General features: G+C 37.3%; 14 protein-coding genes. 12 read left to right on the top strand and 2 right to left on the bottom strand.

All coding sequences use genetic code 11. The features are described 5' to 3' along the window. Nucleotides 1-694 precede the first annotated feature (694 nt). From B9T31_RS01855 to B9T31_RS01895, 9 genes are all read left to right on the top strand, one after another. A complete protein-coding gene (locus B9T31_RS01855) occupies nucleotides 695-1675 on the top strand; it encodes an aliphatic sulfonate ABC transporter substrate-binding protein (RefSeq protein ID WP_086180258.1) in 981 nt (326 codons plus the stop codon). Between the two features lie 542 nt (nucleotides 1676-2217). Next, nucleotides 2218-3678 carry an NAD-dependent succinate-semialdehyde dehydrogenase gene (locus B9T31_RS01860; protein WP_086180259.1) on the top strand — a complete coding sequence of 487 codons (1461 nt, stop codon included), beginning with the start codon at nucleotides 2218-2220 and terminating at the stop codon, nucleotides 3676-3678. A gap of 87 nt (nucleotides 3679-3765) precedes the next feature. Next, nucleotides 3766-4551: an SDR family NAD(P)-dependent oxidoreductase gene (locus B9T31_RS01865; protein WP_086180260.1), complete on the top strand. Its 786-nt coding sequence runs from the start codon at nucleotides 3766-3768 to the stop codon at nucleotides 4549-4551. A gap of 48 nt (nucleotides 4552-4599) precedes the next feature. Beyond that, nucleotides 4600-6783 carry an alpha-ketoacid dehydrogenase subunit alpha/beta gene (locus tag B9T31_RS01870; RefSeq protein ID WP_086180261.1) on the top strand — a complete coding sequence of 728 codons (2184 nt, stop codon included), beginning with the start codon at nucleotides 4600-4602 and terminating at the stop codon, nucleotides 6781-6783. Nucleotides 6784-6828: 45 nt separating this feature from the next. After that, nucleotides 6829-8067, top strand: a complete 1239-nt coding sequence (locus B9T31_RS01875) for a dihydrolipoamide acetyltransferase family protein (protein WP_086180262.1) — start codon at nucleotides 6829-6831, stop codon at nucleotides 8065-8067. Between the two features lie 12 nt (nucleotides 8068-8079). Next, on the top strand, nucleotides 8080-9468 hold the full coding sequence (lpdA, locus tag B9T31_RS01880; protein ID WP_086180263.1) for a dihydrolipoyl dehydrogenase: 1389 nt from the start codon (nucleotides 8080-8082) through the stop codon (nucleotides 9466-9468). Nucleotides 9469-9600: 132 nt separating this feature from the next. Next, on the top strand, nucleotides 9601-10902 hold the full coding sequence (locus tag B9T31_RS01885) for an MFS transporter (RefSeq protein WP_086180264.1): 1302 nt from the start codon (nucleotides 9601-9603) through the stop codon (nucleotides 10900-10902). A 284-nt stretch (nucleotides 10903-11186) separates the two neighbouring features. Then, nucleotides 11187-12032 (top strand): shikimate dehydrogenase family protein, encoded by an 846-nt coding sequence (locus B9T31_RS01890; RefSeq protein ID WP_086180265.1) that lies wholly within the window; start codon nucleotides 11187-11189, stop codon nucleotides 12030-12032. A 9-nt stretch (nucleotides 12033-12041) separates the two neighbouring features. Then, nucleotides 12042-12782: an SDR family NAD(P)-dependent oxidoreductase gene (locus B9T31_RS01895; protein WP_086180266.1), complete on the top strand. Its 741-nt coding sequence runs from the start codon at nucleotides 12042-12044 to the stop codon at nucleotides 12780-12782. A 69-nt stretch (nucleotides 12783-12851) separates the two neighbouring features. Here B9T31_RS01895 and B9T31_RS01900 read toward each other — a convergent pair whose 3' ends face one another. After that, a complete protein-coding gene (locus B9T31_RS01900; protein WP_086180267.1) occupies nucleotides 12852-13538 on the bottom strand; it encodes a GntR family transcriptional regulator in 687 nt (228 codons plus the stop codon). A gap of 335 nt (nucleotides 13539-13873) precedes the next feature. Then, a complete protein-coding gene (locus tag B9T31_RS01905; RefSeq protein WP_086180268.1) occupies nucleotides 13874-14485 on the bottom strand; it encodes a TetR/AcrR family transcriptional regulator in 612 nt (203 codons plus the stop codon). Nucleotides 14486-14689: 204 nt separating this feature from the next. Between B9T31_RS01905 and B9T31_RS01910 the strand changes: the two genes are divergently transcribed. Genes B9T31_RS01910 through B9T31_RS01920 form a run of 3 tightly spaced genes read left to right on the top strand, consistent with a single transcriptional unit; the run spans nucleotide 14690 to nucleotide 19199 of the window. Then, on the top strand, nucleotides 14690-16495 hold the full coding sequence (locus B9T31_RS01910) for an ABC transporter ATP-binding protein (RefSeq protein WP_086180269.1): 1806 nt from the start codon (nucleotides 14690-14692) through the stop codon (nucleotides 16493-16495). Further along, the gene (locus B9T31_RS01915; RefSeq protein WP_086180270.1) at nucleotides 16489-18267 is read left to right on the top strand and encodes an ABC transporter ATP-binding protein; all 1779 of its coding nucleotides are present in this window, start codon (nucleotides 16489-16491) and stop codon (nucleotides 18265-18267) included. The genes B9T31_RS01910 and B9T31_RS01915 overlap by 7 nt, the downstream gene beginning before the upstream one ends. Continuing rightward, nucleotides 18258-19199, top strand: a complete 942-nt coding sequence (locus B9T31_RS01920; protein ID WP_086180271.1) for an ABC transporter permease — start codon at nucleotides 18258-18260, stop codon at nucleotides 19197-19199. The genes B9T31_RS01915 and B9T31_RS01920 overlap by 10 nt, the downstream gene beginning before the upstream one ends. Nucleotides 19200-19218 lie beyond the last annotated feature (19 nt).

The raw sequence follows: 19218 nt of genomic DNA on the forward strand, positions 1-19218 counted from the left end.
TTTAGTGGCTGTGCTTATTCGTTTAAAAATAAAAATATATGACTAATTATTGATAAAGGTAGATTTCATCATCATGCGTTGTATTGTTTAATGATTCATTTGATTTGGTAGCGTAAAATGTAAGAGAAGAATAATATGAATATTTGACCAATAGATGGATGTTGAAAAGCGGTAGGAATAAGGTAGACATTTCAGTTCATAATAAAATCTGTAATGAGAATTATTATCTTTTATGTTTGATGTGAAAATCAATCTATATTTTGATGTTTTTAAAAATTTAATGATATAAATAAATTAATATTCAATCATTTATTGTAAAACGAATGTTAAAAAAGCAGAATTTTTTAGTGTAAATAGGGTAATGAAGAAAGTTCAAAACATCATTAAATTTAAAATTTGTTATCTTAATAATCTCATGTTTTAATTTTTATTAGCACTATTTTGAATAAGCTTTATGTCTATTGTTATAAGTTTATTCTTAGAATGAATGATGAAGATATAGAAATATACTCTTTATGATATGATCTATACTTTAAATATATATTATTGAAAATATTGAGTTTATTTTAAATTAAGTATTAAAAACATGTATAAAATGGTGCAAATTAAAAGATAAGTATATCTACATTTGATATTTATCAAAGGATTATTAGCTCTATAAACTGAAGAAAATTTTGAATAGGTTATTTCTCCTATGAATAAGGTTATCAGTTTTAGTTTAATCGCTGTTTTAGGCAGTGGGCTAGCACTTTCTGGCTGTTCAAAACAGCAAAGTAGCGAAAAAGAAGCAGTTGCAGCAAATGATATTAAGACACTTAATATTGGGTATCAAAAAGCTGCATTGAAGTTAATTGTTGCTAAGCAAAATCATCTTTTTGAAAAAGAATTTCCAAATGTTAAAATTGAATGGAAAGAGTTTCCAGCAGGCCCTCAAACTTTAGAAGCGCTTTCTGTTAATTCAATTGATTTTGGTTATACGGGCGATGCACCTATTGTTTTTGCTTTATCTGCAGGTAAACAATTAAATTACTTAGGTTATGAACAAGCATCGAATCAAGCACATTCAATTTTACTGCCAACTGATAGTGGTATTAAAAGTCTTGCTGAATTGAAGCATAAACGTATTGCTTTAACTCGTGGATCAAGTGCACATAATTTCTTAGCAGAAGCCTTAAAAAAGGCAAATTTATCTTGGGATGATATTGAGCCAATTTGGCTTTCGCCTTCAGATGCACGCGCTGCATTAGATAAAAAATCTATAGATGCATGGGCCGTTTGGGAACCGTACATCAGTGCAGCTGAAATTGACGGTAATGCCAAAATTTTGTTTGATTCTAAAGAATTGCCACCAACATATGGTTATTATTTAGCGCAACCGAGTTTTGTTAAAAATCATCCAAATGATGCGAAAAAAGTACTTACTGTATTAAATGAAGCAGATGTTTGGATTAATTCACATAAAACAGAGGCCGCTGAAATTTTAGCAAAAAGCACTGGTTTAGATGTTAAAATTGCTGAACAGGTGATTAGTAAGAAGCATGATCCAAATCCTGTCGCATTATTAACGCCTGAAGTTGTTCAATCTCAACAAAAAATTGCAGATCTTTTTTATGGTCAAAAATTAATTCCAAATAACATTGAAGCACAAAAGTTTGTTTGGCAGCCAAATCCTTAATTAATATTAACTTTATAAAAAATCGTGGGATTTCCACGATTTTTTGTTTTAAATGAGCATAAAAAATCAACTATTAATGCTCTAGTATGAGTTTTTAAAATAATGATATTTAGGATTATGGTGTATTGTTTAAAAGAGAGTTTTAGAATAAAAAATAATCTTTTTATACCAATAATTTTTAATAAGAGTCTCAAATTTAAGTATCAGTAAAATAAGATACGAATTAATTTATTAGTTTTTTGATTAAAAAATAATCACTTGAATTGTAAAATTACAATATGAAATATTAATCCGAATCTATATGAATTTAATTTTTTTGAGAATAAATCCTTTAAGTATCTATTTAATCTATATTTTTAAAATATAGAAGAACTTTAATAAACTTATTTTTTCTATTAATTTTAAATAATTAATCTAATAAACCTATTTGAATTACATTTAAAAAAAACTAATATAATACTGTATTACGGTAATTGTGTATTATGATTATTCAGTAACTCAATCACTGCTTGACCTTAAATTTAATATGGACGCACGCCTTTATGGATATCAGCACATTTGGAATTTTTAAAAACTTATCTTTGATTCATGGGGAATGGGTTGCGTCAACAAATTCAAAAAAAATAGACGTTTTAAATCCTGTTGATCAGTCACTCATTGCAACAATTCCTGCACTTGAGCCTGCACAAATTACTGCTGCAATTGAAAGTTCCGAACAGGCATTAGGCGCATGGAAAGCACATTCAGTAAAACAACGTTCTGATATTTTGAAAAAGTGGTATGCGTTAATTATTCAACATCAAGATGAACTTGCGACCATTATGACGGTTGAGCAAGGAAAACCTTTGCATGAAGCAAAAGGAGAAGTGAATTACGCAGCGAGTTTTATTGAATGGTTCGCTGAAGAGGGGCGTCGTATGAATGGTGATACGATTCCTGCTGCAAGCAAAGATAAACGCATTATGACAAAACGTGAACCTGTTGGTGTGTGCGTTGCGATTACTCCTTGGAATTTTCCAGCAGCAATGATTACACGAAAAGTTGCACCTGCATTGGTTGCAGGTTGTACTGTTGTTGTTAAACCTGCACAAGAAACACCTTTTACAGCTTTGGCATTGGGTTATTTAGCTGAGTTGGCTGGTGTTCCAAAAGGTGTGTTGAATATTGTGACAGGTAAATCAGCTGAAATTGTCCCTGTTATGACGCAAAGCCCAATTGTAAAAAAACTGAGTTTTACAGGTTCAACGCCTGTTGGTGCAATGTTAATGGAGCAATCTGCACCGACATTAAAAAAATTATCGCTTGAATTAGGGGGAAATGCACCCTTAATCGTATTTAATGATGCCGATTTAGATTTAGCTGTTCAAGGTGTGATGGACAGTAAATTCCGTAATGCAGGTCAAACTTGTGTATGTAGCAATCGTATTTTCGTTCAAGCACAAATCTATGATGTATTTATTGCCAAACTAGCAGAAAAAATCACGGCACTTAAATTGGGGAATGGACTGACCGCAGGAACGGATATTGGTCCTTTAATCAATCAAAAAGCAATTAATAAAATTCAAGCTCACATTGCAGATGCACTATTGCATGGGGGCGAAATTGTAGTGGGTGGTCACCAGTCAGACTTAGGTGGGAACTTCTTTGAACCCACTTTAATTAAAAATGCAACAGATGACATGCTGTGTTTTCGCGATGAAACTTTTGCACCATTAGCGCCAATTTTTAAATTTACCGATGATGCTGAAGTAGTTACACGTGCAAATCATACTGAATTTGGTCTGGCATCTTATATTTTTACAGAAAACTTAAATCGAAGTATTGCCGTATCAGAAGCTTTGGAATACGGCATGGTTGGTATAAATACAGGGCTAATTTCAACTGCTGAGGCACCATTTGGTGGTGTAAAAGCCTCAGGTTTGGGACGTGAAGGTTCTAAATATGGTTTAGATGAATACACCGAAATTAAATATATCTGTGTGGGTAATGTGGCAGCAATGTGATCACGATGCAATAGAGCATTTGTACGGCATATCGGTGTCTAAAGAATGCTTGTTAGCTTTCTGTATTGATATTCAAGGAATGAGATGATGGAAAATATTCAATCTAAAACGCAATATTCAGGAATTGCAGGAAAAACTGTTGTGGTGACGGGTGCAGCAGCTGGGATCGGCTTTTCTCTTTCTAAAGCTTTCGCTGAACAAGGTGCGAAAGTATTTATGATTGATTTAAATGAAACAGCATTAACTGAAGCTACAGATGCATTAAAAGCGTATCAGGTATGTGGCTATGCTGCCAATGTGACAGACGATGAAGCAGTAAGAGCAGCCTTTGAGCGCTGTAAAAATCACTTTGGTCTGGTTGATGTATTGTTTAATAACGCAGGCATTTCACTCAATAAGCCATCATTAGAAATTAGCATGGCGGAATGGCGTCGCTGTGTAGACATTAATTTAAGTAGTTTATTTTTGTGTTCCCAAGAAGCTGCCAAGCAAATGCAACTACATGGTCGTGGCGCCATTATTAATACAGCTTCAATCTGGGGACTCAATACTTCTGCTGAACGTACAGCATATTGCACGACTAAAGCGGGGGTTGTGGCAATGACGAAGTGTCTAGCGGCTGAATGGGGGGCATTTGGCATTCGTGTTTTGGCGATTGGACCAGGATATACCCGTACAGCATTAGTGGAAAAATTACAGCAACAAAATACGCTTGATGTTGCCGATCTTGAACGTCGTACACCATTAAATCGCTTGGCTGAGCCAGAAGAAATTGCAGAGTTAGGTCTATTTCTAGCTTCAGACGCAGCCAAATTCATGACTGGACAAACTTATTTAATTGATGGGGGTTGGGATGCGAATGGGTTTCAGTAGAAACGCGCATTTACCCACCATCAAGCTATATTGTAAAGGATAGACCGAATGTCAAATCAGATTAATCTTCACCCCGCAAGTCCGTGGATTGAATTGCAAAGTACGCAAGAAGATTGGAACCAAGCAGATTCTAGTTTGCTAGAAAGTATGCTAACACAATTACATATTATTCGTGCTTTTGAAGAATCTGTACTTGAACTTGCAGGTGAGGGTTTAGTACACGGACCTGCCCATTCAAGTATTGGTCAAGAAGGTGGTGCAGTGGGTTCAATTATCTCACTGACAGCAGCTGATCAGGTTAATGGTTCACATCGTGGCCACCATCAGTTTTTAGCTAAGGCACTCACATATTTACGTCCAAATGGAATCAAGCTTGGAAATGCATTCGGCACAGATATTCAAGATGTATTACAACGCACGCTGGCGGAAATTTTAGGTTTAGCGCAAGGTTTCTGTAAAGGTCGTGGCGGTTCAATGCATTTGCAGTGGATCGAAGCAGGTGCATTGGGTACGAATGCAATTGTGGGAGGTGGTGCACCTATGGCAGCGGGCGCAGCATGGGCACACCGTCATGCAGGAACAGATGCCATTGCAATTACTTATTTTGGCGATGGCGCAGTTAATATTGGTTCTGTATTAGAAACAATGAATTTGGCTGCAGCGTGGAAATTACCAATTTGTTTCTTCATTGAAAATAACCGTTATGCGGTATCAACTTCAGTTGAAGAAGCCACTGCTGAAACACGATTATCATCCCGTGGTTCAGCATTTAATATTCCGAGTTGGAAAGTAGATGGGATGGATCCATTGGCTGTGCATTTAACGATGCAACAGGCTTTACAGCATATGCGTGAGGGGAATGGCCCAACGATTGTTGAAGCTGATGTATACCGTTTTTTCCATCAAAATGGACCTTATCCAGGAAGTGCATTTGGTTATCGTAGTAAAGAAGAAGAGCAAGAATGGAAGGCACGAGATCCTATTGTATTGCTTGAACAAAAAATGCTTGAGCGTGGTTTATTAAGTTCAGAACAAGTCGTGAGCTTACGTCAACAGTGTCAAAGCGTTATGACACAAGCCATTGCTGAACTAACGGAACCTACCGAAAAAGGCAAACGCCGTATTCGCCCAGTACTTTGGCCTTCAGAAGATTTTGTTGATGTTGGTATACGTGGTGATTTATCTGAAATCGCACATGCTGACACACAAGAAGAAATTGGATTTACCGAAAACTTAGTCAAAAGCAAATTTATTGATGCCGTGGCACAAGTCATGAATCGTCGTATGGAAACAGACGATTCTATTGTGGTAATGGGTGAAGATATTCATCGTCTTAAAGGTGGAACCAATGGCGCAACAAAAGGCTTAAAAGAACGGTTTCCAAGTCGTACGTTGGGTACACCCATTAGCGAAAATGCGTTTATGGGACTCGGTGGTGGTATTGCTGTTGATGGGCGTTTTAAACCTGTGGTTGAGTTTATGTACCCAGATTTCATGTGGGTTGCGGCTGACCAAGTATTTAATCAAATTGGTAAAGCAAGGCATATGTTTGGCGGGCAAAGTGATGTGCCTTTAGTGTTACGCACTAAAATTGCAATGGGAACGGGATATGGTTCGCAACACTCAATGGATCCAGCGGGTATTTTTGTAACGAACCCAGGATGGCGCATTGTGGCGGCTTCTACGCCATTTGATTATATCGGACTGATGAATTTTGCTTTGGCGTGCAATGACCCCGTGTTAGTCATTGAACATGTCGATTTATATAGTAAAAGTGGTTTAGTTCCAGAAAATAATCTCGACTATCAAATACCTTTTGGTCAAGCAGCAATACGTCGTGTAGGTCAAGCAGTCACTATTTTAACGTATTTATCGATGGTGGATCATAGTTTAGACGCAGTTGAGCAGACAGGTGTTGATGCTGAAGTCATCGATTTACGTTTCCTTGATCGAGCAAGTCTAGATTGGCAGACCATTGAAGCCAGTATTCGTAAAACCAACAATGTCTTGATTGTGGAGCAGGGTAATCAGGGTACTTCTTATGGGGGCTGGCTTGCAGATGAGTTACAACGACGCTGTTTTGACTGGCTAGATCAACCTATTCAGCGGGTACATGGTACAGAAGGTGCACCAAGTATTTCTAAAGTACTTGAACGTGCAGCAGCAGCACGTACTGAAGAGGTCGTAGAAGGCTTATATCAGGTGATGCGTGAAAAAGGCGAAGCGGTTTAACGAGTTTTATTGCAATTTATTTAAATTTTAGTCAAAGGTTGCATCATGTCGAAGTTGCTCCATATGCCAGAAGTTTTGGCAAATACTACTCATGCCACCATTAATCAGTGGTTAGTTGCTGAAGGTGATCATATTGTCATTGGTCAATGTATTGCAGAAGTTGAAACAGATAAAGCAGTGGTTGAATTGATTGCTGAACAAGAAGGTTTAATTAGTCTACTTATTGCCAAAGCAGGCGATGAAGTTGAAGTTGGTACAGCAATTTTACAATTAAATGGCGATGGTCAGATTGAAGCTACAGCAGCTCAAACGAATATTACACATTCTATTAGTGATACAACATCAGCTAATCGAGTAGTAACAGAAGCGTCAACGGTGGGTTTGCACAATCACGATCAAGGTGAACGAGTTTTTGCTTCACCGCTTGCAAAACGTTTAGCAAAGCAAAATCAATTAAATTTAGCAGACTTGACGGGCAGTGGTCCTCATGGGCGAATTGTAAAACGGGATATTGATTTAGCTCTTGAACAAGCAATTGCTCATGTTGTCGCAAATCAAACAACAATGGTAGAAAATTCTAAAGTATTACCAGTGGCGCATCTTGCGGAGTATGAAGAAATCCCACTGAGTAATATGCGTAAAACGATTGCACGCCGTTTGAGTGAAAGTAAATCGACAGTGCCACATTTTTATTTAAATGTGGAATGTCATGTCGATGCTTTATTGACGATTCGTCAGCAAATTAATGCCATTGCAGCAGAAAAAATATCGGTCAATGACATGATTATTAAAGCAGTTGGATTGGCATCGGTTCAAGTTCCTGCAATGAATGCATGTTGGGCAGAAACAGCTATTCATCAATATCACCATGTGGATATTAGTGTTGCCGTTGCGACCGAAAAAGGGTTATTGACCCCAGTGATTAAAAAAGCAGAAACCAAGTCATTGTCAACCATTCATCGTGAAATTGCTGAATTGGCTGAATTGGCGCGTACTGGGAAATTAACTCCTGATCAATATCAGGGGGGAAGTTTCAGTATTAGCAATTTGGGAATGTTTGGTGTATCTGATTTTAATGCCATCATTAACCCTCCACAAGCAGGTATTTTGGCGGTAGGTGCAATTCAGAAAAAGCCAATTGTCGTTCAAGATGCGCTTGAGATCGGTTCTGTACTTCGTTGTAGCTTATCTGCGGATCATCGTGTTGTGGATGGTGCCGTAGCAGCTCAATGGCTGGCAGCTTTCCAACAGTTGATCGAAGATCCACTGAAACTATTAATTTAGTGAGGAAAGCTCATGAATAAGCAAAAATTTGATCTGGTCGTTATTGGTGGTGGACCAGGTGGCTATGTTGCTGCAATTCGTGCCAGTCAGTTGGGAATGAAAACCGCAGTTATAGAAAAAGCTGAACTTGGGGGAATCTGTCTCAATTGGGGATGTTTACCAACCAAAGCATTATTGCGTAGTGCAGACGTTTTACGGTTAGTGAAACAGGCCGATACATTTGGTGTTGAGGTGAATCAACCCCAAGTTAATCTTCAAAAAATTGTACAACGTTCTCGTGATGTATCAGCTCAATTACAACGCGGCGTGATTGGTTTACTAAAGAAGAATCGAGTGACAGTTTTTCATGGTGAAGCTAAATTACTGGGTCAAAATCAAATTCATGTACAAGGTCAAGTCGATCAACAATTGAATGCAACGCATATTATTTTAGCAACTGGTGCCCGTGCCCGTACTATTCCGAATATGCATATCGATGGTCAGTATTTTTGGAGTTACAAAGAAGCATTGGTTCCGAAGTCAATTCCAAAACGTATGGTGGTTATTGGTGCTGGGGCAATTGGAATTGAATTTGCCTGCTTTTATCAATCAATGGGTGCAGAAGTTACGGTTGTGGAACTGGCTGATCGTATTTTGCCACAAGAAGATTCTGAAATTTCATCAACCATAGCCAAGTCTTTGAAAAAAGATGGTATTCAAATTTATACAGAATACAAGGTCATAGAGCATCAAATAAAGAATGGTGAAGTACTGTTGACTTTGGAAGGAAAACAAAAAGTACAGTTAAAAGCCGATGTGGTGTTACTGGCAGTCGGTATTTCTGCAAATACAGAAAATCTAGGACTAGATAAAACTCAAATTCAAATTGAGCGCGGTCATATTGTCACAGATGAATATTGTCGAACCAGTGAAACCAATATTTATGCCATCGGTGATGTTGCAGGTCCGCCATGGTTAGCGCATAAAGCGAGTCATGAAGGAGTATTGTGCGTTGAAAAAATCATGGGGTTAGATGTTCATCCATTCGATAGGCATAAAATTCCAGCATGTACCTATAGCCATCCGCAGGTTGCAAGTGTGGGATATAGCGAGAAACAGGCGCAAGCATTAGGCCGAACAATTCGAGTTGGAAAATTTCCGTTCATTGCAAATGGTAAAGCGTTAGCAATGGGAAGCAGTGAAGGTTTTGTCAAAGTTATTTTTGATGATGTGAGTGGCGAATTACTTGGTGCCCATATGGTGGGTGATGAAGTTACGGAGATGATCAATGGATATGCTATTGCACAGACACTTGAAACGACTGAACAAGAGTTAATCAATACAGTTTTACCACACCCAACGATGTCAGAAGCAATGCATGAGGCGGTACTTGCTGCGTATCAGCGTGCTTTACATCAATAATTTTAAAGATCTGACAAATTTGGATTTGCCAGATCGCATCAAGACATGATTGTGCGCTTTGAGCATGGATGCATTTCATCGGCATAAATATTGATTTGATTGCGAATTAAGAGAAATCACATAAGGATATATATGAATCAACCTGTAGATAATTTAATTAAGTCTGTAGATCAGACATCAGTCAAATATGCAGTGCGCAAAAAATCATTGATCGCAAGTGGCGTAGGTAATCTTTTAGAATGGTACGATTGGACCATTTATGCAGTTGCTTCTGTTTATATAGCTTCAGCATTATTTGATAAATCCGATCCAACTTCTGCATTGTTAAGTACCTTAGCTGTATTTGCTGTGGGTTTTATTTCTCGTCCTTTTGGTGGTTTTATTTTTGGACCATTGGCCGATAAAATTGGGCGTCGTAATGTATTAATGATTACGATGTTGCTGATGGCGGCTGCCAGTATTGTCATTGCGTTAATTCCAAGTTTTGAAAGTATTGGCTACTGGGCTTCTTTGATTTTAGTTTTGGCACGCCTAGTTCAAGGTTTTGCACATGGTGGAGAAACAACAACATCGTATGCCTATGTCTCTGAAATTGCACCGCCTAAACGACGTGGATTATGGTCAAGTACCGTATTTTTTGCGGTTGGGTTAGGTTCACTGACAGCGACTTTATTTTTGGCTTTGCTGACAGCAGTAATATCAAAAGAAGCGATGTTTGATTGGGGATGGCGTATTCCATTTTTATTCGGTGGAGTCTTAGCATTCTTTGTGCTTTATTTACGTCGTAATATGATGGAAAGTGAACACGTTGAAAAAATGCAACAAGATGATAGCCAGCCTTGGCCATTGTCTAAAGTATTAAAAACGGGCATAAAATTATTTTTCTATGAAGCTGGATCAACACTAACTTACTATATTTGGGTAACCGTATGTGCCATTTATGCAATTAACCAATTAAAAATGGATGCACATGATGCATTTGTAATGAGTTGTTTAGCACAAATGGTCTATCTTATTTGTCTACCATTTCAAGGTTGGCTATCCGATATTATTGGGCGTAAAACCAGCACATTAATTTCATTTGGTGGGTCAATGCTATTGTTATTTCCGTTATGGAATTTACTTTCTAGCGAACCATGGACATTATTTGTGGCGCAGGCAATCGGACTCGTTTTTGTTGGTTTCTTGACATCAAGTAAACCTGCGGCAATGTCTGAGCAGATTCCAACACGTTATCGTACCAAATTAATTGGTATTTTCATGTCGTTGTCTATTGCAGTATTTGGCGGTACAGCTTCATATGTCAATACATGGTTATATGCAAATCAATTTGAATCTTTATTTAATGTTTATGCTGTTATTGTCTGTATTGTTGCAATTGCAGTCGTCCTAACGTGGAAGGACAATAAAGGAATTGATTTAGATAAAGTTTAAATTATGTTGAATGAGTGAGTTTTTAGATAGAAATTCAAGTGCTTTCCTCGGTTTAATCAGTAAGAGCAAATTCTGATTAAACCTTTTTAAGGCTGTTGCTATTTCAAGAATGCCCATTCATGAATGAAAGATCAACAGCCTCTTTTTTCATCGAATTTTTTTAAATTGCGTTTGATACGACTCAAATATGACCAATGCTTATGATCAAGACTAAGATACATCTTAGTCTTGATCATATTGAAATGTAATACATAACGAATGAACACACACCGTGGAGAAGACAGATGATAAATCATCTTGAAGCAATGCCAATTTCGGGTAAGACTAAAATTATTCCTATACTGGCAGACCCGATTGCACATGTAGAAACCCCACGTATTATGAATACGTTACTTCGTAAAGCAAATTATGATGCAGTTTGTGTCCCTTTTCAGGTGGCAGCAGAAAATTTAGAGCAATGTTTAGCAGCATTTAAACTCATCCCCACAATTGTTGGGGCTGTGATTACCGTACCACACAAAATGAGCATGTCTGAATTAACTCAAATTAAGGGAGATCAAGCTCAAATTATTGGTGCTGTTAATGCTATTCGCTTTGATGAACAGCGCCAAGTTCATGGCGAGATGTTCGATGGGAAAGGCTTTGTGCAAGGGTTAATCCATGCCAATGTAGAGGTTGGACCTACATTAAAAGTCTTTATGGCAGGTGCGGGCGGAGTAGCACGTGGAATAGCTTTTGCATTATTAGAACGTGGTGTTAGAACATTGCATATTTATAATCGTACTCAAGCGACGGCAGAAGAATTAATACAGATATTACGTAACTATGCACCAGAAGCAGATATTCAATATGCAAGTTATGATGTAAAAGATGTTGACTTATGTATTAATGCCAGTTCCGCTGGAATGTTAGGTGCTTTAGAAGATGTTTTACCATTTAATATCGATGCATTGGAATCAAATGCTTGTGTTGCTGAAGTCGTCATGAATCCAGCTAAAACCAAAATATTATTACAAGCAGAAACTCGTGGTATGAAAACTGTTCCTGGTCAAGCAATGATTCTGGCACAAATTGGTCAATTGGCTGCATTTATTTTAGATGAACCAGAGCTTGCACTTATTCGGTTATAGGATATTGATATGTTTAATTTTCAGGGAAAAACAGTATTGATTACTGGAGCATCTGGTGGAATTGCGATCAGTTGCATCAAAAAACTTTATAATGCAGGTGCACAATTAGTATTATCAGATCTTAATTTGGAAGCACTCGAAAAATTTGCTTCTGAACTTGATCCGACGGGGCAACGTATCTTGGCGTTGGCACAAGATGTATCAAACTCACAGCAAGCAAATGATGTGGTGGCTGCAGCAGTGGCACGCTTTGGTGGAATCGATATTTTAATTCCATGTGCTGGTTTATATTTAGAATGTGCACTAAAAGATATGTCTGATCAAGAATGGTTGAAAGTTACAGCGGTTAATTTGGATGGTGTATTTTATACCATTCGCGCTGCAATTCCATACCTGCGTTCAGGTGGGGCAATTGTCAATGTTACCTCGATGGCAGGTCATAAAGGGAGTTTAAATCATGGTCACTATGCTGCCTCTAAAGGAGCTGTTTTAAACTTAACTCGAACCTTAGCCATGGAATTAGCACCGAATATTCGTGTGAATAATGTATCGCCTGGTTTAATTGATACACCGATGATTCGCCAATTGATGGCAGAGAAAGGTGAAAAATTGCTAGATCAAACGCCGTTATATCGTCTTGGGCATTCAGATGAAGTGGCCGATGCAATTTTATACTTAGCATCTGATTTTGCGAGTTTTATTACAGGTGAAACCTTGCATGTAAATGGTGGATTATATATTGCCAGCTAAACTGTTTTTGCCTCTTTAAGAAGAGGCAATACAATTTTCACCAATCTGAGGGTGAGTAAAGCAATACCATTAAGATGGGATCGAGTTTAAATGTCGTTTATAGTTTCTAACAGCCGCTTGTCCTGCATCTAATAAATGATGATCGTTATGCGTGCATGCTTGTATGATATCTTCTGCAAGTGTTGCATCAAAAATTAATTTTAAATCATCATAACCACGTTTTACTCGATCTTCATAAACGAAGGCAAAGTGTTTAAATAATCCGACACGTGCCTGAATTTTTAAAATCATTTCTTCAAGTACGTTATTTTTTGCACCTTTGAGTAAAATATTATAAAACGAATCTTTATATTCCCAACGTTCATCAACTGAACCATTTAAAAACTTTTTATCTAGGGTTTGATATAAATCATAAAGCTCTTTTTTTTCATTCATGTCTGAATTTTTAATAAATAATTCAATCATTAAACTTTCAACTTTAGCACGAACTAAATATAAGTTAATAATGTCATCATCTGAAAGTTTGGTGACGATTGGCCCCTGCATAGGCACGACACTAATTAAGTGTTCACTTTCTAATAAACGTAACACTTCACGAATGACTGTACGAGAAACACCATAACGTTCACAGAGCACGCTTTCTACTAAGCGATCACCTGGCATAAAGAAACCATCAAGTATGTCTCTTTTTAATAATGCAGTAACTTGCTGTCTAATGGGTGCAGCTTGGCGTTGAACTTTGGGTGCATCATTCATTCTTGAAACCTAGGGAATTGAAAGTCGTAATATTATAATATAGTTAGATATATTTTGTTGATTTAATACTGTTTTGTTGTCGTAATTCATCTCTTAAAAATGAATTGTAATATGAGGAGTTTGATCTCAAATCTTAATTAAAAATCATGCATTATCAATATTTAAAATTAGATAAAAGGTCATACATTGACAAGCAACCATTATCAAATGGAATAATTTAACAAAAATAAATGAGTCATTTCCGAATACGTTTTATTGAACCACTTTTTTAGGAAAAGTAGCCCAATAAATTCAATTTATATAAAAAGTTGGTGTTATCCAGAAAATTGTAGCGCTCATTTTTTATCATTCAACATTGCTAATGTACCAATAATTAAAGCCTCCATACTTTGTATAAATTCTTCTTCCATTTCAACTTCTTCCATTTCACGGTTGAGATTTTTTATAGGTTCTTTACCGACCACAGAATAAATAGTATCGGCAACTGCAATACAATGAAAAGCAATCGTTGCATTGAGCCAACGTGCTTGATTTTGTGTGAGATTATAAGCTTGTGCGATTACATCATGATGGGATTCTATTTTGTGAATCATAGAAGGAGTAGAAGCCATTCTACGAATTAAATAAGGTGTCAGTCCCGCATTAGATTTTACTAATTCTCGTAGAGAATGCATAAAAATAATTAAATACTCTTTTAAATTATGAGGAACAGTATTTGGTGGTTGAGGAATTTCCCATTGAAGAAAAATAGCTTCAGCAATTAAGTACTTAAGCTCTTCAAGACTAGCGACATGTTTATACAGTGCCATATGGCTAATTCCAAGTGCTGAAGCAACGCCAACAAATGTAAGGTTCAACAAACCAATCTCAATACCAGCATTCATGATGCGTTCATGCGTAATTGTACGTGGACGTCCACGTGTGGGTGTTTTTTTGAGAGCGGGCATACTTATTCCATACAACTTAGCTTTTTATGTTGCCATGTCATTGTATATGGGTCAAATCATTTACTTTATTTAATTAGTTTACTACAATGCAACTAATTAAATTGATATTAATTCTCATTAGTGTTTATTGGATATTGATGTTTGAAAACATCAACGGACCAAAGATATTGAACATGAATTATCAATGACAGGATTTTTAGTTCTATGTGTGCAAGTCGTGTGAAAGAAGCTCAACCTCGATATTCGAAGCCATTAAATTTTATATTACGTCCTATTCGGTCAAAGTTAATTCTCTCTTCAGTCACAGCAGTAATTGGCTCCATGCTGACATTGGCTCCTTTAATCGGAATGACGTTTGTTATCAGTTATATGTTTACAGATATGATGACGTTCGGTGCATTGGGAGAAAGTAATAGTAAAATTATATGGGTGATATTCATTAGTATCAGTAGTCTATTACTTGGAATGTTATTGCTAACCATCAGTGAGTTAATTGCGCATTTGGCTGATCATGAAATTACGGGACTACTACAAAAAGATATCACGGAGCATTTAACACAAGTTCCTTTAGGATGGTTTACAGCACGAAGTTCTGGTGAAGTTAAACAAATCATGCAGGATGATATTGGTTTACTGCATAGTTTAACTGCACATTTTTATCCTACAGTGGGACGTACTTTAGGCACGATCATTGTTGCTGTTATTTTTATATTTATGATGGATTGGAGAATGGCAATTATTGCATTGTTGCCATTTTTAGGATTTGCTATTTTTTTGCGTAAAGCAATGAATGCAAGCGGAAATAATATTCAGGAATTCGCAGTTCAACTTGGTCAGCTAAATAGCGCATCCATTGAATTTAGTCATGCAATTCCAGTGGTAAAAACTTTTGGTAAAACTGGTCAGGCTTCACAAGGATACCAGCAAGCAGTCCATTCATTTGCACAAGCTTTTAAAGCATTCACTCGTCCATTGGTTAAGTCAATGGCTCATGCACACGCTATGATTTCGCCTATTACAATATTAGGTGTTGTATTGGGCAGTGGAATAATTTTTATTTCGTTGGGTTGGCTTAAGCCTATAGATTTACTACCTTTTTTGTTTGTTACACCTGCAATTTGTGCTCCCGTTTTATTGTTACATACACTTTTACATGACTTACAAGCAAGCAATGGCGCAGCACAAAGAATTTTAGCGTTATTAGAAACTCCCGTATTATCAGTAACCAAAGCTGATCAAAAAATATCGATAAAAAATAATCACATTTGTTTTCATCAGGTGAGTTATTTCTATGAAGAACAGCGTCCTGTCGTATCTCATTTAAACTTTTCACTAGAGCCAGGAACCATTACAGCGATTGTTGGAGCTTCTGGTGCTGGAAAATCAACAATTGCTCAATTGCTATTACGTTTTTTTGATCCAGTAAAGGGGAAAATTACATTGGATGGGGTAGATTTACGTGATATTGAGACATCAACATTATATCGGCACATCGGATTTGTTTTACAAGATACACGTCTAATTCATGCAAGCATACGAGAAAATATAGCGCTTGGGTGTCCGAATGCAAGCCTTGAAGAAATAGAACAAGCTGCAAAAGCTGCAAATATTCATCATAAAATTATGACTCTCCCTCATCAATATGAATCCATTGTTGGCGATGACATCCAACTATCAGGTGGTGAGCGCCAAAGAATTAGTATTGCTAGAGCCATTTTGCTTGACCCTCCAATATTGGTACTTGATGAGGCAACGGCTGCTGCTGATATTGAAAATGAAATTGCGATTCAAGATGCACTTTCGAGATTCTCTCAAGGTCGCACTCTTTTAGTCATTGCTCATCGCTTAGATACGATTATGTATGCAGATCAAATCCTTGTACTAAATCAAGGAGAAATTGCTGAGCAAGGAACTCATCAATCACTGTTGGCTCAAAAAGGCATCTATGCTCAATTATGGTCATATACGGAAAGCAATTCATCAAAGCCAGTGGGAGAAACATCATGCTAAAAACATTTTCTCAACTGCTAGGTGAGGATGTTGCTATTTTTCACCGTTATATTGGCTTAACAATTGTATATGCAATACTTTGTGGCTTAAGCATTGTTATGTTGGCATTCATTTTAGCTCAATTGATGTTGGGGAATATGAGTGAAATTGTACTTTGGTTCAGCTTCTTATGTTTTTCAATCATATTGTGTTGGTATTTACGACGCATTGTTGAGCAAATGGGCATTCGTGTTGGTCTTGTTGTTTTAGAGAATACGCGCTTACGTTTAGGGCATCATGTTGCAAGCTTACCCATTGGTTGGTTTTCGCAAAAAAACACAGCTCATTTTAATCATCTTGTTACACAAGGCATGATGTCTATTGCTCAACTGCCTGCACATGTTTTTACCCCTTTAATTACGAGTGCTATTACCCTATCCGTTATCGTTATTGCATTGTTGTATATACAAGGTATTTTAGGCTTAATTGCATTGATAGCAACTTTTTTGGTCATGGTGATATTTAAGTTGACATCTAAAATTGCACAATCTACTGATGTGCAATATCAGCAAAGTTTCGCTGTTACAAGTCAACGCATGGTGGAGTTTGCACAAGCACAATCTGTTTTACGTGCTTTTAATGGTCAAGGTAGTAGTACTCGTTTTATTGATAGAGCTGTGGATCAGCAACGTCATTTGAGTCTAAAACTTATTTTGATGTCTTCATTGTCAGCAGTATTGAATACATGGGCCATTCAAATCGTTTTTGCTGTATTGCTTATTGTGATCGTATTTTTAATCAATCTTCATACATCTGCTCAAATGTTATTGACAGAAATCATCAGCATTACTGTTTTATTATTACTGATTAGTCGTTTTATTGATGCTTTGCTTGAAGTTGCAAGTTATAGCGAAGTTTTACGTAGTGCCGCTAGTCAAGTTGTGGCTGTACAAAATATTTTTCAAGTCAAAGCATTACCTGAAGTAGACGTTTCTAAAAAGCTGAATGGTGCGTCTATTGAATTTAAAAATGTAAGATTCCGTTATACCGAGAATGAGCAAGATGTATTAAATAATGTGAACTTACACATTGCATCAGGAAGTATGACCGCACTGATTGGGGCTTCTGGTTCAGGAAAAACCACTTTAACAAAATTAGTTTCTCGTTTTTTTGATGTCAATCAAGGGCAAATATTAATTGGTGGCGTTGATTTAAAACAACTACGTTCAGAACAACTCTCTGAACAAATTAGTCAAATCTTCCAAGATAATTATCTATTTTCAGGCACGATCGCTCAAAATATTCGGATGGGAAGAGAACATGCGACTGATGAGCAAGTTATGCAAGTTATTCAGCAAGCAGGCATTGTAGAAATGTTAACGCGACTTCCTGATGGTCTTGAAACAATGGTTGGCGAGGGTGGGGCTCGATTATCGGGCGGGGAGCGACAACGGATTACCATTGCACGTGCACTTTTGAAAGATACACCGATTTTATTGGTTGATGAGGCGACTGCTGCTTTAGATACAGAAAATCAAGCGATTATTTGTGAACTGCTGAATCAGTTACGTGGTCAAAAAACAATATTAGTGATTGCCCATCAACTCTCCACCATTACAGCGGCAGATCAAATTGTTGTATTAGAAAAAGGGCAAGTCGTTGAACAAGGTACACCAACACAATTACGTTTAATGCATGGGCACTATGCACGTTATTTGGAACTGGGGCAGACCGTTAAAGGATGGCGAATTGGGAAAAATATGCCTAGCAGCGAGCATCGTTCATGCCCATAGTCTTACTTTTTCTATTTTGTATTCTGTGCATTATTTCGTTGCTTCTAGGTGCTCAGCAAATTGTGTGGACAGATTTATTTTCGACATCCAGTGATGCTTGGCTGACACTGACCGCAAGTCGAATTCCTCGATTGGTCGCCATTATTTTAACAGGTGTTGGACTATCCGTATGTGGTGTAATTTTACAGCATATTGTTCGAAATCGTTTCGTTGAACCGGGTACCACTGGTGGTCTAGATGCAGCAAAACTTGGAATATTAGTCTCGTTAACGCTTATGCCAGCGGCAAGTGTGCTGAGTAAAATGTTATTTGCGATGCTTTTCTGTTTTCTTGCAAGCCTCATATATATTGTAATCATTCGCCGTATTCAATTTAGGAATACGGTATTGGTTCCAATCATTGGGTTAATGTATGGCGGTATATTAAGTGCCTTAGCGGAATTTTATGCATACCGTAATAATATTTTACAGAGTATGCAAGGCTGGCTGATGGGCGATTTCTCTCGAATTGTCCAAGGTCACTATGAAATCATATATCTCATTCTTCCTATTGTCGTGTTGACCTATATTTTTGCACATCGCTTTACTGTACTTGGCATGGGAGCAGAAATGGCTTCAAGTCTAGGATTGGGATATGCAAGTATGGCAACAATTGGCTTGATATTAGTTGCAATCACTGTTGCAGCAACAGTCATCACGGTGGGCGCTATTCCTTTTGTTGGGCTGGTTATTCCAAATTTAGTTGCTTTAATGTATGGCGAAAATTTGGCAAAAACCTTACCGATCGTGGCTTTGGCTGGTGCCTCTTTATTACTCATTTGCGACATTATCGGGCGTTCTATACTTTATCCATTTGAAGTACCCATTGGTTTGACCGCAGGCGGAATTGGTGGCGTTTTATTCCTCATAATGATTCTTAGAGGGCTTCGATAGTGAGCAAATTGAAGCAATG

Origin of the sequence: Acinetobacter sp. ANC 4558, from assembly GCF_002135375.1 — a bacterium.
Taxonomy (GTDB): Bacteria; Pseudomonadota; Gammaproteobacteria; order Pseudomonadales; family Moraxellaceae; genus Acinetobacter.

What these genes read in the sequence shown, in the direction of transcription:
- B9T31_RS01860 (WP_086180259.1), top strand. Translation starts at nt 2,218, where the DNA reads ATGGATATCAGCACATTTGGAATTTTTAAAAACTTATCTTTGATTCAT.
- B9T31_RS01890 (WP_086180265.1), top strand. Translation starts at nt 11,187, where the DNA reads ATGATAAATCATCTTGAAGCAATGCCAATTTCGGGTAAGACTAAAATT.
- B9T31_RS01855 (WP_086180258.1), top strand. Translation starts at nt 695, where the DNA reads ATGAATAAGGTTATCAGTTTTAGTTTAATCGCTGTTTTAGGCAGTGGG.
- B9T31_RS01865 (WP_086180260.1), top strand. Translation starts at nt 3,766, where the DNA reads ATGGAAAATATTCAATCTAAAACGCAATATTCAGGAATTGCAGGAAAA.
- B9T31_RS01915 (WP_086180270.1), top strand. Translation starts at nt 16,489, where the DNA reads ATGCTAAAAACATTTTCTCAACTGCTAGGTGAGGATGTTGCTATTTTT.
- B9T31_RS01910 (WP_086180269.1), top strand. Translation starts at nt 14,690, where the DNA reads ATGTGTGCAAGTCGTGTGAAAGAAGCTCAACCTCGATATTCGAAGCCA.
- lpdA (WP_086180263.1), top strand. Translation starts at nt 8,080, where the DNA reads ATGAATAAGCAAAAATTTGATCTGGTCGTTATTGGTGGTGGACCAGGT.
- B9T31_RS01920 (WP_086180271.1), top strand. Translation starts at nt 18,258, where the DNA reads ATGCCCATAGTCTTACTTTTTCTATTTTGTATTCTGTGCATTATTTCG.
- B9T31_RS01870 (WP_086180261.1), top strand. Translation starts at nt 4,600, where the DNA reads ATGTCAAATCAGATTAATCTTCACCCCGCAAGTCCGTGGATTGAATTG.
- B9T31_RS01900 (WP_086180267.1), bottom strand. Translation starts at nt 13,538, where the DNA reads ATGAATGATGCACCCAAAGTTCAACGCCAAGCTGCACCCATTAGACAG.
- B9T31_RS01905 (WP_086180268.1), bottom strand. Translation starts at nt 14,485, where the DNA reads ATGCCCGCTCTCAAAAAAACACCCACACGTGGACGTCCACGTACAATT.
- B9T31_RS01895 (WP_086180266.1), top strand. Translation starts at nt 12,042, where the DNA reads ATGTTTAATTTTCAGGGAAAAACAGTATTGATTACTGGAGCATCTGGT.
- B9T31_RS01875 (WP_086180262.1), top strand. Translation starts at nt 6,829, where the DNA reads ATGTCGAAGTTGCTCCATATGCCAGAAGTTTTGGCAAATACTACTCAT.
- B9T31_RS01885 (WP_086180264.1), top strand. Translation starts at nt 9,601, where the DNA reads ATGAATCAACCTGTAGATAATTTAATTAAGTCTGTAGATCAGACATCA.